The 16,038-nt window shown below is 73.3% G+C and carries 16 protein-coding genes; 15 read left to right on the forward strand and 1 reads right to left on the reverse strand.

Annotated elements, in window-relative coordinates:
• Positions 1-325: 325 nt before the first annotated feature.
• The 12 genes from WCD41_RS25680 to WCD41_RS25735 all read left to right on the forward strand — a co-directional run bounded on the left by WCD41_RS25680 (position 326) and on the right by WCD41_RS25735 (position 12,313).
• The gene (locus tag WCD41_RS25680) at positions 326-1,876 is read left to right on the forward strand and encodes an APC family permease (protein WP_337717868.1); all 1,551 of its coding nucleotides are present in this window, start codon (positions 326-328) and stop codon (positions 1,874-1,876) included.
• A complete protein-coding gene (locus WCD41_RS25685; protein ID WP_337717870.1) occupies positions 1,873-3,843 on the forward strand; it encodes a primary-amine oxidase in 1,971 nt (656 codons plus the stop codon). The genes WCD41_RS25680 and WCD41_RS25685 overlap by 4 nt, the downstream gene beginning before the upstream one ends.
• A gap of 234 nt (positions 3,844-4,077) precedes the next feature.
• A complete protein-coding gene (locus WCD41_RS25690) occupies positions 4,078-4,428 on the forward strand; it encodes a hypothetical protein (protein ID WP_337717871.1) in 351 nt (116 codons plus the stop codon).
• 13 nt (positions 4,429-4,441) lie between these two features.
• The gene (locus WCD41_RS25695) at positions 4,442-5,644 is read left to right on the forward strand and encodes a trans-sulfuration enzyme family protein (RefSeq protein ID WP_337717873.1); all 1,203 of its coding nucleotides are present in this window, start codon (positions 4,442-4,444) and stop codon (positions 5,642-5,644) included.
• Positions 5,645-5,850: 206 nt separating this feature from the next.
• Positions 5,851-6,324 (forward strand): OsmC family protein, encoded by a 474-nt coding sequence (locus tag WCD41_RS25700; protein WP_337717875.1) that lies wholly within the window; start codon positions 5,851-5,853, stop codon positions 6,322-6,324.
• A gap of 232 nt (positions 6,325-6,556) precedes the next feature.
• A complete protein-coding gene (locus WCD41_RS25705) occupies positions 6,557-6,649 on the forward strand; it encodes a putative leader peptide (protein ID WP_337717877.1) in 93 nt (30 codons plus the stop codon).
• A gap of 128 nt (positions 6,650-6,777) precedes the next feature.
• A complete protein-coding gene (locus WCD41_RS25710) occupies positions 6,778-7,689 on the forward strand; it encodes a TauD/TfdA dioxygenase family protein (RefSeq protein WP_337717879.1) in 912 nt (303 codons plus the stop codon).
• A gap of 2 nt (positions 7,690-7,691) precedes the next feature.
• Positions 7,692-8,720 (forward strand): ABC transporter substrate-binding protein, encoded by a 1,029-nt coding sequence (locus WCD41_RS25715; RefSeq protein ID WP_337717881.1) that lies wholly within the window; start codon positions 7,692-7,694, stop codon positions 8,718-8,720.
• A complete protein-coding gene (locus WCD41_RS25720; protein WP_337717883.1) occupies positions 8,717-9,589 on the forward strand; it encodes an ABC transporter ATP-binding protein in 873 nt (290 codons plus the stop codon). Before WCD41_RS25715 ends, WCD41_RS25720 begins: the two co-directional genes overlap by 4 nt.
• Complete coding sequence (locus WCD41_RS25725) at positions 9,573-10,409, forward strand: ABC transporter permease (RefSeq protein ID WP_373695198.1); 837 nt, start codon at positions 9,573-9,575, stop codon at positions 10,407-10,409. Before WCD41_RS25720 ends, WCD41_RS25725 begins: the two co-directional genes overlap by 17 nt.
• Positions 10,410-10,460: 51 nt before the next feature.
• Positions 10,461-11,438: an isopenicillin N synthase family dioxygenase gene (locus WCD41_RS25730; protein WP_337717885.1), complete on the forward strand. Its 978-nt coding sequence runs from the start codon at positions 10,461-10,463 to the stop codon at positions 11,436-11,438.
• A gap of 134 nt (positions 11,439-11,572) precedes the next feature.
• A complete protein-coding gene (locus WCD41_RS25735) occupies positions 11,573-12,313 on the forward strand; it encodes a dienelactone hydrolase family protein (RefSeq protein WP_337717887.1) in 741 nt (246 codons plus the stop codon).
• Here the strand turns inward: WCD41_RS25735 and WCD41_RS25740 are convergent.
• Entirely contained in the window at positions 12,272-13,663 is a 1,392-nt protein-coding gene (locus tag WCD41_RS25740; protein ID WP_337717889.1) for an LLM class flavin-dependent oxidoreductase, read from the reverse strand. The two genes, WCD41_RS25735 and WCD41_RS25740, sit on opposite strands and share 42 nt — an antisense overlap.
• A gap of 110 nt (positions 13,664-13,773) precedes the next feature.
• On the opposite strand from WCD41_RS25740, the gene WCD41_RS31205 reads away from it, so the two are divergent.
• The 3 genes from WCD41_RS31205 to WCD41_RS25750 form a co-directional block, all read left to right on the forward strand.
• Positions 13,774-13,833, forward strand: coding sequence for a putative leader peptide (locus WCD41_RS31205; RefSeq protein WP_373695201.1), 60 nt, complete (start codon positions 13,774-13,776; stop codon positions 13,831-13,833).
• 46 nt (positions 13,834-13,879) lie between these two features.
• Positions 13,880-15,010, forward strand: a complete 1,131-nt coding sequence (locus tag WCD41_RS25745) for an LLM class flavin-dependent oxidoreductase (protein ID WP_337717891.1) — start codon at positions 13,880-13,882, stop codon at positions 15,008-15,010.
• A gap of 43 nt (positions 15,011-15,053) precedes the next feature.
• On the forward strand, positions 15,054-16,038 hold a 985-nt coding region (locus tag WCD41_RS25750; protein ID WP_337717907.1), incomplete at its 3' end, for a zinc-binding alcohol dehydrogenase family protein.

Consider the following 16,038-nt stretch of genomic DNA (forward strand, 5'->3'; position numbering starts at 1 on the left):
CCGGAAAGCTGACAGGCGGGCGGCCGCGGGTCAAAACGCGATCCGGCCCCGTCCGGACCGGTCGGTCGTCCCGGGCGGTCTCGGGCAGTGACGTGCGTCATGGTCCGAACGACTGACCAGCGACTGGTCCGAGAGGACGAAGATCGTCAGCGTGCTCGGCGTCACACGGCCGTACCCCCTCGTTCGGGTGACCCTCTGGCTTGACACGACCGGCCGATCGCACGCCGACGCCGTGGTGATGCGCATCACACGAACGAGTGAGACCGCAGGTCGCGGGCTCGACACTGGGTGGTGGCCGGGGGGCCGCTCGTGGCGGGAGGAACCGATGACCGCAACCGTTCCGGCCGGCTCGTCGCCGACCGCCGAGCAGGGCCGCCTGGCCCACAACGCGCTCGGACTGCCGTCGGTGCTGTTCTGCATCGTCACCGGCGCCGCGCCCCTGACGGCGATGCTGTTCAACGTGCCCGTCGCCGTGAACGGCGGCGGCTGGTCCGCGCCCGCCGCCTTCGGCATCGCGACGATCGCGCTGACGATCTTCTCGGTCGGCTACATCGCCATGGCCCGCCGCGTCACCTCGGCCGGCGGCTTCTACACGTTCATCAGCCGCGGGCTGGGGCGGGTGATCGGCGTCGGCTCCGGCGTCCTCATCGGCATCTGCTACATGATCTTCACGGCCGCGGTCCTCGGGGTCATGAGCTACTTCGCGGCCACGACGGTCGAGGCGTGGACCGGGCTCGCCCTCCCGGCGTGGGTGTACATCGTCATCGGTCTCGCCGTGATGAGCCTGCTGGCCTGGTTCCACATCGAGCTCACCGCGAAGGTGCTCGGCGTCGCCCTGATCGCCGAGGTGCTCGCGCTGCTCGTGCTCGCCGTGGCCGTGTTCGCCCACGGCGGCGCGGAGGGCTTCTCGCCGTCCCCGTTCAACCCCGCGCAGGTGTTCGACAACGCGGGCGCGCTGCAGGTCTTCGGCTCCACGGCGGCCGGCATCGCGCTGTTCGCGGCCTTCTGGTCGTGGGTCGGCTTCGAGATGGCGCCCAACTACGCCGAGGAGTCCCGGGAGCCCCACCGGATCGCCCGGATCGCGACGTACGGCTCGGTGATCGGGCTCGGCGTCTTCTACATGATCGTGTCCTACGCCTTCGTCACCGGCTGGGGCCTGCTCGGCTCGGTCCAGGCCGTGTCCGACCAGCTGAACGGCGTCTACGCGTCGGCGTTCTACCCGCTCAGCGACCGGTTCGCCGGGCCCTGGCTGACGGTGATCATCGAGCTGCTGGCCGTCACGAGCTCGTTCGCCTGCGCCATGGCGTTCTACAACACCAGCGCCCGCTACCTGTTCGCGCTCGGCCGCGAGGGCGTGCTGCCCGGCGTGCTCGCCCGCACGTCGCGCCACCGCAGCCCGGGCGTCGCCGCCATGACCGTGACGACGGTCGTGGCCCTCTACTGCCTCGCCTTCGTGCTCTACGACCCGAGCACCGAGGCCGCCCTGGTCAAGCTCGGCACGTGGTCGCCGCTGCTCGGGGTGCTGGGCATCCTCGCGGTGCAGGCGCTGGTCTGCGTGGCGATCATCCGCTACTTCCTCACGACCGCCCGCGACGGCTTCGGGTGGTGGACCACGCTCCTCGCCCCGGTCCTCGGCTTCCTGGCCATGGCCGGCGCCTGCTACCTGCTCGTCGAGAACCGCGCGGCCCTCGCCGCCGCCGAGGGCGTGCCGTTCATCGGCGTCCTGCCGTGGGTCCCGCTCGTGATCTTCGTGGTCGGGGTCGTCATCGCCCTGTACTTGAGGGCCCGGCGGCCCGCGGTGTACGCAGGTCTCGGCCACTTCAGCCTCGCGGACCCCGAGCTCGACGACCAGACCGGCAAGGAGGTCACCCCGTGACCGCACTCGAGGAGCCCACGACCGTCGAGACCGGCCGGGGCCGCGTCCACCCGCTCGAACCGCTCTCCGGCGACGAGATCCGCGAGGCCGCCCGGCTGCTGCGCGCGCAGCGCGGCCTCGCCGACTCCGCGCGGTTCGTCTTCGTGACCCTGCACGAGCCGAGCAAGCAGGCCCTCGCCGGCGCCGCCCGCCTCGCCCGCGAGGCCGAGATCGTGCTCTACGAGCGGGCCGAGCGGCTGGTCTACGAGGCCGTCGTGTCGCTGACCGACGGCGAGGTCGTGTCCTTCGAGGCCCGCCCCGGCGTGCAGTCGCCCGTCACCGGCGAGGAGTTCTTCGCCTGCGAGGACATCGTGCGCGCCGACCCCCGCTGGCAGGAGGCCATGCGCCTGCGCGGGGTCACCGACCTCGACCTGGCCATGGTCGACCCGTGGGCGTCGAGCTGGACCGGCCCCGAGGACGACCCCGCGCGCCGGCGCATCCTGCGTCCGCTGACCTGGGTGCGCTCCGCCCCCGGCGAGCACGGCTACGCCCGCCCCGTCGAGGGCCTGATCGTGACCGTCGACCTCGACGCGCGCGAGGTCGTCGACGTGCAGGACCACGGCGTCGTGCCGTTCCCGCCGCAGCCGGGCAACTACGAGCAGCCCTGGATCCACGACCCGGAGAACGTGCCGCGGGTGGACGCGCTGCGCGAGGGCATCAAGCCCCTCGACGTCGTCCAGCCCGAGGGCCCCAGCTTCACCGTCGACGGCCACGCGGTCAGCTGGCAGCGCTGGCGGCTGCGCATCGGCTTCTCCCCCCGCGAGGGCGTGATCCTCCACCAGGTCACCTGGGACGACCGCGGCCGCACCCGGCCCGTCCTGAACCGGGCCTCGCTGGTCGAGATGTACGTGCCCTACGGCGACCCCGCCCCCACGCACCGGTTCAAGAACGTGTTCGACCAGGGCGAGTACGGCGTGGGCTGGCTCGCGAACTCGCTGCGGCTCGGGTGCGACTGCCTCGGCCACATCCACTACTTCGACGGCGTCGTCAACGACCAGGACGGCGAGCCGGCGGTCATCGAGAACGCGATCTGCATGCACGAGGAGGACGTCGGGATCGCGTGGAAGCACACCGACTTCCGCACCGGGGCCGTCGAGGTCCGCCGTCGGCGGCGGCTCGTCATCTCCTCGATCGTCACCGTCGGCAACTACGAGTACGGCTACTTCTGGTACCTCTACGACGACGGCGTCCTCGAGTACGAGGTCAAGCTGACCGGGGTCATCTCCACCGCGGCGATCGCGCCCGGTGAGACGCCGACGCACGGGTCGCTGGTGGCGCCGGGGCTCTACGGGCCCAACCACCAGCACTTCTTCTGCGTCCGCCTCGACATGGCGGTCGACGGCCCGCTGAACACCGTGGTCGAGCTCGACTCGGTGCCCAGCCCGCCGGGGCCCGCCAACCCGCACGGCAACGCCTGGGAGGTCCGCCGCACCCCGATCACCTCCGAGTCGATGGGCGGGCGCGACGTCGCGCCGCAGCACGCGCGGACGTGGCGGATCGAGAACCCGGAGGCGACGTCGTCGGTCGGCGGGCCCACCGGCTACCAGCTGATGCCCGGCGCCACGGTGCCCCCGATGTACCCGGCCGACGCGCTGTTCGCGCCGCGGTCCGGGTTCACCGAGCACTCGGTGTGGGTCACGGCCTACGACCCGGCCCAGCGCTTCGCCGCCGGCGACTACCCGCTCCAGCAGCCCCGCAGCACCGGGCTGCCGACCTACCTGGACGGGGACCGTCCGCTGGAGGGCGCCGACGTCGTCGTCTGGTACACGATGGGCGCCCACCACGTGGTGCGCCCGGAGGACTGGCCGGTGATGCCGGTCTCGACCATCGGCTTCATGCTGCGCCCGAGCGGCTTCTTCGACGGCAACCCCGTACTCGATCTGCCGTCGAGCCACAACGGTCACCACGGTCACGAGGACCACGCCTGACGTCCCTCCGGCGGGTGGTCTTCGGGGCCACGGCGTGCGAGGCTCCTCGGTGTGAGCGGACGAGGACCTGGCGTGGTGCTGGTCCGTCGTTTCTGGGTCGACCTGCTCCGGCTCGTGGCCAGCGGCTGTCGCACGACGTCCGTGCGCCGCTGACCCGAGATTCCCCACGGGCGCGGCACGGTGCCGCGCCGCGACGGCCCGCCGTGCTGCGCTCCGCACTCCCCGGAGCCCCTCATGACCGCCGTCCCGTCCGACCCGCCCGTCCTGCGCACGATCCCGACCGGGCACCCGACGCACCCGCGGCGCAGCATCGCCGCCGCCGCGCGCCGGCCGCGCACCACCCAGCTCCTGCACGCCGTCGAGGCCGCGATCACGCGGCTCGACGGGCTCGCCGGTGGGTTCGACCACGCCACGCGCACCGCGCTCGACCGTCGCCTGCGTGAGGCGCTGACCCGCCACATCGGCCGCACCGGCGAGAACGGCCCGGCCGTCCCCGCCGTCCGCGTCGCGTGCGCCCACCTCGCCGCCGGCGACCTCGAGTGGGCCTACCTCTCGCTGCTCACCGCCCGCGACCAGCTGGAGTGACACGATCACCGGCGTGACCCGCCCCGACAAGCACCACCCGGACTCCCTCGGGTTCGCCACCCAGGCGGTGCACGCCGGCAACGCCGTCGATGCGGGCAGCGGGGCGATCCGCACGCCGCTCGTGATGGCGAACTCCTACGCGCTGCCGGACGCCCCCGAGGAGCTGTCGTGGTCGGGGTTCGACGTCCCGCTCTACACCCGCAACACCGGGGCCAACCAGCGCGCGCTGCAGGAGAAGCTCGCGCTGCTCGAGCAGGGCGAGGACGCCGTCGTGCTCGCGTCGGGGGTCGCCGCGCTGCACGGCGTGTTCTTCACGTTCCTGCGCACCGGCGACCACGCCGTGGTCTCCGACGTCACCTACGAGGCGTCGTACCGGCTCTTCGCCGAGATCCTGCCGCAGCGCTACAGCGTCGAGGCCACGTTCGTCGACACGAGCGACCCCGAGGCGGTGCGCGCCGCGATGCGGCCGAACACCCGTCTCGTCCACACCGAGGTGATCGCCAACCCCACGACGCGCGTGTGCGACGTCGCCGCGATCGCGGAGATCGCGCACGAGGGCCACGCCCTGCTCAGCGTGGACTCGACGTTCACCCCGCCCCCGCTCCACCGCCCGCTCGCCGACGGGGCCGATCTCGTCGTGCACTCGCTGACCAAGGTCATCAACGGGCACGGCGACGCCATGGGGGGCGTGGTCGTCGGCGCGCGGGAGCACATCGACGCGATCCGGGCCGAGGCCATGGTCGACGTCGGCGGCGTGGTGTCGCCCTTCAACGCCTGGCTGATCTCCCGCGGCGCGATCACCCTGCCGCTGCGGCTGCGTCAGCACGTCGCGTCGGCGCAGCGGGTCGCGGAGTTCCTCGCCGGCCACCCGACGGTCGCCTACGTGGCCTACCCCGGGCTGCCGGACCACCCCCAGCACGCCCTCGCCGCGCGCCAGTTCGGCGGGCGCGGGTACGGCTGGATGATGGCCTTCGCCCTCGACGGGGACGCCGCGCTGCAGAACCGCTTCGTCGCCGACCTGCGCGTCGTCACCTCGGCGGTGTCCCTCGGCCACGACGAGAGCCTCATCGTGCACGTCGGGCCCACCGGGGCCCGCGCCGCGTCCTGGCCCGCGGAGTTCCGCCGCCACGGGCACCTGCGCTTCTCGGTGGGGCTCGAGGATCCCGACGACCTCGTCGCCGACCTCGCGGCCGCGCTGGACACGGTCGGTGCGTGATCGTGCGCTCTGCGCCCTGGTTAGGTTGCGCACGATCGGGTAGGAACATCGCCGTGGGCCCCTTGGTGCGACGACTGCACGTCGACCTGTGCCGGCTCGCGACGACCACCTGTCGTCGCGGCTGATCGCCCACGTCCTTCCTTCTCGAGCACGCCCGGGCCGTCGCATGCCCGGGGTGCTCCCCCACGCCCGAGAGAGGCCCATCCATGGCCATCAAGCCCAAGGAGACCGTCGTCCCGTTCGCCGTCCACGGCGAGGGCACCGGCGTCGCGCAGACGCTCACCGCCGGCGGTCACGTCTTCACCACCGACGCCTACCCCGCGTTCGGCGGCGCCGACGCCGCCCCGAGCCCGCTCTTCTACGCCCTCGGCGCGCTGACCTCGTGCAACCAGGTCACCGCGGCCCTCGTCGCCAAGGACCTCGGCATCACGCTGGGGAACTGGACGTTCGACATCCAGGGCGACCTCGACACCGCCGTCCTCGTCGGCGGCGCCGAGGGCAACGCCAACTTCGACAAGGTCGCGGTCCGCGCCACCGTCGAGACCGACGCGAGCGAGGAGCAGTTCGCCACGCTCATCTCGGAGACCGAGCGCCGCTGCCCCGTGACGCAGCTCTTCCAGCGCTCGGGCCTGGAGTTCGTCAACGACTGGACGCGGGCGGAGCTCCCGGCCGCCGTCTGAGGCATCACGAGCGCGCCGTTCGCTGCCGTGCGGTGTGGGCGGCGAACGGCGCGCTCGCTTCTTCTCCCCGGAGAGGGAGCTCGAGGGTGGCGGGTCCAGCAGACGTGACCGACGATTCCTGCGCAATACCCGCGTCCGTTTCCGTGGCGCATCACGCAGCGTCTTGTCCCGACCCCTCACGGTGTGCCAGATTCGAGAGCGAGTCCCGACGACGCCCGGAGGTGAGTGGCCGATGCCCCGCCGACCTGCGATGACGCTCGTGCTGCTCACCGTCCGGCGCCACGTCGACCTCGTGCGCCTCGCCAGCGCGCTCTGTCGGAGCTGACGGCTCCCCCCTTCTCCTCCGCCGCCGGAGGAACGTTTCTCGGCGGCATTCTCCCGTCCCCCGACGGCGATTCCGCATGCCTTCTTCCGGAATTGCCCGGGACGATTCCGCAGAGCAGGAGTGTGCGCATGTCCGTCACGACGTCCGTCGACACCCGCCCGATCGCCGGCGCCCTCGGCGCCGAGCTGACCGGGGTCCGGCTCTCGCCCGACCTGCCCGACGAGGAGGTCGCCCGCATCCGCGCGGCGATCCTCGCCCACAAGCTCGTCGTGGTGCGCGGCCAGGACCACCTCGACGACCGGGCGCACGCCGGCTTCGTCCGGCGCCTCGGCCCGCTGACCACCGCCCACCCGACGATCACCGGCGGCCAGGAGGAGGCGGCGATCCTGCCCGTCGACTCCGAGCGCGGGAACCGCGCCAACAGCTGGCACACCGACGTCACCTTCGTCGACCGCCCGCCGGCCTTCACGACCCTGCGCGCGCTCGTCCTGCCCCCGTTCGGCGGCGACACCGTCTTCGCCAACACCGCGGCCGCCTACGCGGGCCTGCCCGAGGGCCTGAAGACCCTCGTCGACGGGCTCTGGGCCGAGCACTCGAACGACTACGACTACGCCACGGCGCATGCCACCACGGGACCCGAGGGGCGCACCGAGGAGTACCAGCAGGAGTTCACCGCGACGATCTACAAGACCCACCACCCGGTGGTGCGCGTCCACCCCGAGACCGGGGAGCGCACGCTGGTGCTCGGGCACTTCATCACGAAGTTCCTCGGCTACAACGGCGTCGACAGCCGCACGCTGTTCGACCTGCTGCAGAGCCACGTGACGCGCCTGGAGAACACCGTGCGCTGGCGCTGGGCGCCCGGCGACATCGCGCTGTGGGACAACCGCGCCACCCAGCACTACGCGGTCGCCGACTACGGCGACCTGCCCCGCACGATGCACCGGGTCACCGTCGCGGGCGACGTGCCGGTCTCGGTCGACGGGAAGCGCAGCGTCGCGGTCGAGGGCAACGCCGACGCCTACGCCGGCGCCTCCTGACCGTGCGGCGACGGCAGTTCCTGACCGGCCTCGCCACCACCGCCCTCGCCGTCGGAGCCCTCGCCGGGTGCTCCGGTGGCGGCGGTACCCCCCGCACCACGACGACCCTGCGCTACCAGGGCCAGACCGGGCAGGTCACGTTCCCCGAGCTCGCGGCCGACCTCGGCCTCCTGGGCCCGGTCGACCTCGAGTGGATCGGGAACTTCACGAGCGGCCCGCAGGACATCCAGGCCGCGGTCACCGGCGACACCGACTACGGCGGCGCCTTCAACGGCGGCGTCCTGCGCCTGGTCGCGGCGGGGGCGCCGATCCGGTCGGTGATCGGCTACTACGGCACCGACCGCGAGACGTTCGGCGGCTTCTACGTGCCCGAGGAGAGCCCGATCCGGGGTCCGCGCGACCTCGTCGGGCGCACGGTCGGCATGAACACCCTCGGCGCGCACTGGGAGGACACGCTGCGGATCTGGCTGCAGCGCAGCGGCCTGACCCGCGACGAGATCGCCGAGGTGCAGCCGGTGGTCGTGCCGCCGGTGGCCACCGAGTCCGCGCTGCGGTCCGGGCAGCTCGACGTCGCCTCGCTGCACATGGTCTACCGCGACAAGGCGCTGGCTCGGGGCGGTCTGCGCCCGCTGACCACCGACCTCGAACTGTTCGGCCCCTTCACCGCCGGCTCGACGGTGATGCGCGAGGAGTTCATCGCCGCCAACCCGGACACCGTGCGCGCCTTCGTCGGCGGCACCGCGCGGGCCGTGGCGTGGGCGCAGACCCGCCCGCGCGACGAGGTCGTGGCGCGGTTCAGGGACATCATCCGGCGCCGCGGCCGCAACGAGAGCCTCACGACCGTCGACTACTGGCACTCGACCGGCGTCGCCCTGCCCGGCGGCGTCATGGCCCGCAGCGAGTTCACCACGTGGCTCGACCTCCTCGAGGCCGACGGGATCGTCGCCCCGGGCCGCGTGGACGTCGACCGCGTCGTCACCAACGCCTTCAACCCCTACGCCGCCGAGGCGGGACCGGTGGGAGCCCGATGAGCAGCAGCATCCGATTCGAGCACGTCGCCCGGCGGTTCCCGGGCCGCGAGGCCGGCGCCCCGCCGGTGACCGCACTCGACGACCTCGACCTGGAGGTCGCCGCCGGCGAGCTCGTCACCCTGGTCGGCCCGAGCGGCTGCGGGAAGTCGACGCTGCTCGACCTCGTCGCGGGCCTGTCCTCCCCCAGCTCCGGCCGGGTGCTCGTGGACGATCGCGAGGTCACCGGTCCCGGCCTGGACCGCGGCGTGGTGTTCCAGCAGTACGCGCTGCTGCCCTGGCGCACGGCCCGCGCGAACGTCGAGCTGGGACTCGAGGCCAACGGCACGCCGCGCCGCGAACGGGCCGAGCGGGCCCGGGAGTACCTCGACCTCGTCGGACTGGCCGGGTTCGAGCGCCACTACCCCCACGAGCTCTCCGGGGGCATGACCCAGCGCGTCGCGATCGCCCGCAGCCTCGCCTTCGATCCCGCGGTGCTGCTCATGGACGAGCCGTTCGCGGCGCTCGACGCGCAGACCCGCGAGACCCTGCAGGACGAGCTGCTGCGCATCTGGGGGCGCACCGGCAAGACGATCCTGTTCATCACCCACGGCATCGACGAGGCCGTGTACCTCGGCCGCCGCGTCGCGGTGCTCACCGCCCGCCCGGGGCGCGTCAAGGGGATCGTCGAGGTCGGCGACCTGCCGCGCGGCGACCCCGACACCGACGTCCGCTCGAGCCCCGAGTTCGCCCGCGCCCGCCACCGGGTGTGGACCTCGCTCCGCGGGGAGACGAAGCGTCAAGGGGAGCACGCCGATAGGGGAGCTCGACCCGTCAAGGCCGAGACGCAGCACGACCGGACCCAGGAGGCCCGCGTTGACCAGCACGCTTGAGCCGACCGACGAGCGCGCCGAGGCCGCCGAGTCCCCGGCGCCACGGCCACGGCGGGGCCGTCGCCGCAGCGTCACCCTGATCCGCGGGAGCGCGGCCGTGATCGCGTTCCTCGCCGTCTGGGAGGTCGTGCCGCGCCTCGGGCTGGTCGACCGCGTGTTCCTGCCCCCGTTCTCCGAGGTGCTCGCCGCCTGGTGGCAGCTCGCCGTCAGCGGCGAGCTGGGCGAGCACCTCGGGGCCAGCCTCGTCCGCGCGCTCGGCGGGCTCGTGCTGGCCGTCGTCGTCGCGATCCCGCTGGGCATCGCGCTCGGCTGGTACCGGCCCGTCGCCGAGGCGCTGAACCCGCTGCTGGAGATCTTCCGCAACACCGCGGCGCTGGCCCTGCTGCCGGTGTTCGTGCTGCTGCTCGGGCTCGGCGAGAGCTCGAAGATCGCGCTGGTGATGTTCGCGTGCTCGTGGCCGATCCTGCTGAACACGGCGAGCGCGGTGCGCACCGTGGACCCGCTGCTGGTGCGCTCGGCGCGATCGCTGGGCTTCGGCGCGGGCGCGGTGTTCCGCAAGGTCGTGCTGCCCTCGACGGTGCCGACGCTGTTCACCGGCGTGCGCCTCGCGGCGGCGGTGTCGCTGCTGGTGCTCGTCGCCGCCGAGATGGCGGGCGCCAACGCCGGGCTCGGCTACCTGATCACCGCGGCGCAGTTCAACGTCGAGGTCCCGCAGATGTACGCGGGCATCCTGACGATCTCCCTGCTCGGCCTCGCCATCAACCAGCTGCTGGTGGTGCTGGAACGTCGCGTCAGCCGCTGGCGGCCCGCGACCGGGTGAGCGAGGCTGGCAGCACTTCTGGATGGGAGCACTTCTGGAGAGGAGAAGCCCGTGCCCGGACTCCCGGTCCTCGACCTGCGCCGGTTCCGCTCCGGCGACCGTGACGCGTTCCTCGACGAGCTGCGGGGCGCCGCGCGGGACGTCGGGTTCTTCACCGTCGTCGGCCACGGCATCGACCCGGAGCTCACCGCGCGCCTCGACGACGAGGTCCGCCGGTTCTTCGCGCTGCCGATCGACGACCGGCTCGCGATCGAGAACACCGCGTCGCCCCACTTCCGCGGGTACAGCCGCGTCGGCACCGAGCGCACCGGCGGTGAGGCCGACCAGCGCGAGCAGATCGACATCGGGCCGGAGCGGGCCCCGGTCTCCGGGGAGGACCGCTACTGGGGCCTCGTCGGGCCCAACCAGTGGCCGCCGGCGCTGCCCGGGCTGCGCGACGCCGTGCTCGCGTGGCAGGCCGAGGCGCTGCGCGTGAGCCAGGAGATCCTGCGGGCGCTCGCCGCGTCGCTCGACCAGCCCGAGGACCACTTCGACCGCTGGTTCGACGAGGAGTCGCACCTGCACCTCAAGGTCCTGCACTACCCGGGCGGGGCCGCGACCGCGCAGGGCGTCGGCGCGCACAAGGACTACGGGTTCCTGGCCCTGCTGCGCCAGGACGACGTCGGCGGCCTCGAGGTCCAGGTCCCCGGCGCCGACGACTGGATCGGCGCCGCGCCCGTCCCCGACGGCTACGTCGTCAACATCGGCGAGATGCTCGAGGTGGCCACCCGCGGCTACCTCACGGCCACCCGCCACCGCGTGACCAGCCCGCCCGCGGGCGTCGACCGCTACTCGGTGGCGTTCTTCCTCGGCCCGCGCCTCGACGCCGTCGTGGAGCCCGTCGACCTGCCGCCGGAGCTCGCCGCGCAGACCGGCGACTGGGACCCCAACGACGACCCGGACAACCCGCTGCTCGCCGCCTACGGCGAGAACGCCCTGGTCGGCTGGCTGCGTTCGCACCCGACGGTCGCCGCGCGCCACTGGAGCTGAGGTGCGCCTGCGGCGCATGTGAGCAGAAAGAAGTGCTGGAGCACTTCTTTCTGCTCACATGCCCGGAGGGCACCTCGTCCGCCGGTCGCGAACACCGGCCCGTACCGCCCGCGCGGTCCCTAGCGTCGGTCGCCATGACGGTGACGACGCGCACGGTGTCCTACCCGGCCGACGGTCTGACGATGGTCTCCCACCTCGCGCTGCCGGCCGGTGACGACCGCCGGCCCGCGGTCCTCGTCGGGCCCGAGGGCACCGGGCTCAACGACTTCCAGCGCCGCCGCGCCGACGCCCTCGCCGAGCTCGGGTACGTCGCGCTGGCCTTCGACATCCACGGCGGGCGGTGGTTCGACGACCCGCAGGAGATGCTGGCGCGCTGCCTGCCGCTGCTCGAGGACCCCGAGCGGCTGCGGGACATCGGGTACGCGGCCCTCGATGTGCTGCTCGCCGAGCCGCGCACCGACCCCGGGCGCGTCGCCGTCGTCGGCTACGGCACCGGCGGCGCCGTCGGGCTGGAGCTCGGGCGCGCCGGCGTCGACCTGCGCGCCATCGCCGCGGTCAACGGGCTGATCACGGGCCGGCCGGGCGAGGCCGCGAACATCCGCTGCCCGGTCTGGGCCGGCGTCGGCTCGGAGGACCCGATCCAGCCGCCCGCGCAGCGCGACGCGTTCGCCGCCGAGATGCAGGCCGCTGACGTCGACTGGCGCCTCGTCGTCTACGGCGGCGCGCTGCACGCGTTCCACCACCCGCCCGTCGAGGACGCGAGTCAGGTCCTGCTCCCCGGCGTCGGGTACCACGCCCGGCACGCGGCGCGGGCGTGGCACGACGTCGTCGGACTACTCGCCGAGTGTGTCCCCCTGGAGCCGGCGCCGGTATGAGGCCCCGCGGTGCTCCGCGGGCAGGCGGTCGCCCTGCCCGAAGAGCTTGTGGCGCAGCGTGCCGGGCGTGTAGCCGGTCGGGTAGACGCCGCGGCGCTGCAGCTCGGGCACGAGGTGGGTGACGACGTCGGCGAACGTCCCGGGCGTGATCGCGTAGGGCAGGTTGAAGCCGTCGACGTCGGTCTCGTCCACCCAGGACTGCAGCTCGTCGGCCACCTCGGCGGGCGAGCCGACCACGCGCGGGCCCATGCCGCCGATCCCGCCCCACCGGGCGATGTCGCGCACGGTCCACTCCTCGCCCGACGGGTCGGCCTGCTGGAACGACGCCACCGCGCTCTGGATCGCGTTGGACTCGACGTCGCCGATGGGGTCGTCGAGGTCGTAGCGGGAGAGGTCGACGCCCATCCAGCCCGACATGAACACCAGGGCGCCCTCGTCGCTGGAGTACGCCGCGAGCTCCTCGTGCTTGGCCCGCGCCGCCTGCGACGACTCGTCGGTGATCACCGTGAGCATCGTGTAGATCTTCGCGCTGTACGGGTCGCGGCCGGCCTCGGTGAGCGCCTTGCGGATGTCGGCGACGGTCCGGGCGAGCACCTCCTTCGTCGGCGCCCCGGTGAAGATCGCCTCCGCGTTCTCGGCGGCGAAACGCTGCCCGCGCGGGGACGCGCCGGCCTGGTAGATCACCGGCGTGCGCTGCGGTGACGGCTCGGAGAGGTGGATGCCGTCGACGTCGAAGAAGCGGCCGTGGTGGTCGATCGCGTGAACCTTGTCCGGGTCGGTGAACACCCCCCGCTCCGCGTCGCGCACCACCGCGTCGTCGTCCCACGAGCCCTCCCACAGCTTGTAGAGCACCTCGAGGTACTCGTCGGCGTGGTCGTAGCGCTGGTCGTGGGGCATCTGGTCGGCCTCGCCCATCGCCCGCGCCGCGGCGGGCAGGTAGCCGGTGACCACGTTCCAGCCGAAGCGGCCGTTCGTGAGGTGGTCGAGGGTCGAGGCGCGGCGGGCGAAGGGGTACGGGTGCTCGAAGCCGGTCGCCGCGGTGACCCCGAAGCCGAGGTGCTCGGTGACCGCGGCCATCGCCGAGACCAGCATCATCGGGTCGTTGACCGGGATCTGCGCCCCCTGGCGGATCGCGGCGGTCGCGTCGGCGCCGAAGACGTCGTAGGTCCCCAGCACGTCGGCGATGAAGATGCCGTCGAACACGCCGCGCTCGAGCAGCTGCGCCAGGTCGGTCCAGTAGCGCAGGTCCCGGTAGTCCGGCGAGCGATCGTCGGGGTGGCGCCAGAGGCCGGGTGACTGGTGCGCGACGCAGTTCATGTCGAAGGCGTTGAGGTGGATGCGGCGGGGCACGCCCCGACACGATCACCGGGTTCCCGCGCAGGGCAACGGTCCTGTCGTGCACACCACCCGCGCCTCGCCCGCGATTGACCGGTCGTGTAGCGAGGAGGAGCGTGGGACACGTGGTCCTCCTGGTCTCACGCCGCCACGTCGATCTCGGTCGCCTGGCGTCGGCGCTCTGAGGCGACGGCTCGTCCCGCCGTCCCCCTCAGAGCAAGGAGCACCGCCATGCCCGTCGAGTTCCTCGGCATCGCCGCCACCAACGACGGATCCGAGATCGCCCCGCGCTCGGGTCCCGCCTTCGACCCCGACTACACGCTGCGCCTCGCCCGCGCCCACCGCGACAACGGCTGGGACCGCGTGCTCACCGCCTACTCGTCGGGCAGCCCCGACCCGGCGCAGGCCGCCACGTACATCCTCGACCACGTCGAGGGCCTGCAGCTGCTCGTCGCGCACCGCCCGAACCTCTCGATCCCGACGTTCGCGGCGAAGACGTTCGCGACGATGGACCAGATCGGCGGCGGGCGCGTCACCGTCCACGTCATCACCGGCGGCAACCAGCACGAGCAGGCCCGCGAGGGCGACCGCCTGAGCAAGGACGCCCGCTACGCGCGCACCCGCGAGTACATGCAGATCCTCAAGCGGGCCTGGACCGAGACGACACCCTGGGACTTCGCGGGCGAGCACTACGCGTTCGAGGACTTCGCGCTCGACGTCCGCGCCGCGCAGCAGCCGCGGATCCGGCTGTCGTTCGGCGGGTCCAGCGACGCCGCCTACGCGGTCGGCGGCGCCGAGGCCGACATCTACGCGCTGTGGGGCGAGCCGCTCGCCGGCACGGCCGAGCAGATCGCCACCGTGCACGCCGCGGCCCGGGCGGCGGGGCGCACCGAGATGCCGCGCATCCAGGTCGCGTTCCGCCCGATCCTCGGCGCCACCGAGGAGGCGGCGTGGGAGAAGGCGTACGCCACCGTCGCGCGGATCGAGGAGCGCACGCAGGGCGGCACGCAGCCGCTGACCAACCGCCACCGCCTCACCAACCCGGAGAACGCCGGGTCCCAGCGCCTGCTCGCCGTCGCCGAGCGCGGCGAGCGCTTCGACCGCGCGCTGTGGACCGTCACGGCCAAGGCGACCGGTGGTGGCGGCAACTCCACCGCGCTTGTCGGGACGCCCGAGACGGTCGCGGCGGCCCTGCTCGACTACTGGGACCTGGGCGTCGACATCCTCTCGGCCCGTGGCTACGACCTGCTCGCCGACGCCGAGGAGTTCGGCCGCGAGGTCATCCCGCTCGTCCGCGCCGGGGTGGCGCAGCGCGAGGCCGAGGGGCGCCCGCGCGGGATCGAGACCCTCTCCGCGGCGTAGCGACGGCCGCCCGACGCGCGGCAGGATCATCCCCGTGGCGAGGATGCGTGCCGTCGTGCTCAGTGGCCCCGGGGACCTGAAGGCCCTGCAGATCAAGGAACTGCTCGTCCCCGAACCGGAGCCCGGCCAGGTGCTGATCGCGGTCAAGGCGTTCGGCATCAACCGCTCCGAGCTCCACACCCGCCTCGGGCTGGCCGAGGGCGTCACGTTCCCGCGGGTGCCCGGGATCGAGGCGGCCGGCGTCGTCGCGGTCTGCCCGGGCGGCGAGTTCGCCCCCGGCCAGCAGGTGGTCACGATGATGGGCGGGATGGGCCGCACGTTCGACGGCGGCTACGCGGAGTACACCTGCGTGCCGGTCGGGCAGGTCATCCCGTTCACCAGCGACCTGGACTGGCCCACCCTCGGCGCCGTCCCGGAGATGCTGCAGACCGCGTACGGCGCGCTCACCGACGGGCTCGACGTGCAGGCGGGCCAGACGCTGCTGATCCGGGGCGGGACGTCGTCGGTCGGGCTCGCCGCGGCGGTGCTCGCGAAGGCCCGCGGGCTCACCGTCGTCGCGACGACCCGCACCGGCGCGAAGATCGCGCGGCTGCGCGCCGTCGGCGTGGACCACGTGCTCATCGACGACGGCGAGGTCGCCCGCCAGGTCCACGACACCCTCGGCGGCGGCGTCGACGCGGCGCTCGAGCTCGTCGGCACGCCGACCCTGCCCGACACCCTGCGCGCCACGCGACGGCACGGCGTCGTGTGCTTCGCCGGGATGCTGTCCAACGAGTGGACGGTGCCGGACTTCTACCCCATCGACTACCTGCCCCGCAGCGTCCGGCTCACCGCGTACGGCGGCGACGCCACCGACCTCCCCGCCGACGTACTGCAGGGGTTCCTCGACGACGTCGCCGCGGGACGCGCGAGCGTCCCGCTCGGCCAGGTCTTCCCGATCGAGCGGATCCGCGACGCGCACTCCGTCATGGAGGCCGACCGCGCCACGGGCAAGATCGTCGTGCTCCCGCGCCCGCTGCGCTGGCGCC

The organism is Actinomycetospora aeridis (genome assembly GCF_037400275.1).
Taxonomy (GTDB): domain Bacteria; phylum Actinomycetota; class Actinomycetes; order Mycobacteriales; family Pseudonocardiaceae; genus Actinomycetospora; species Actinomycetospora aeridis.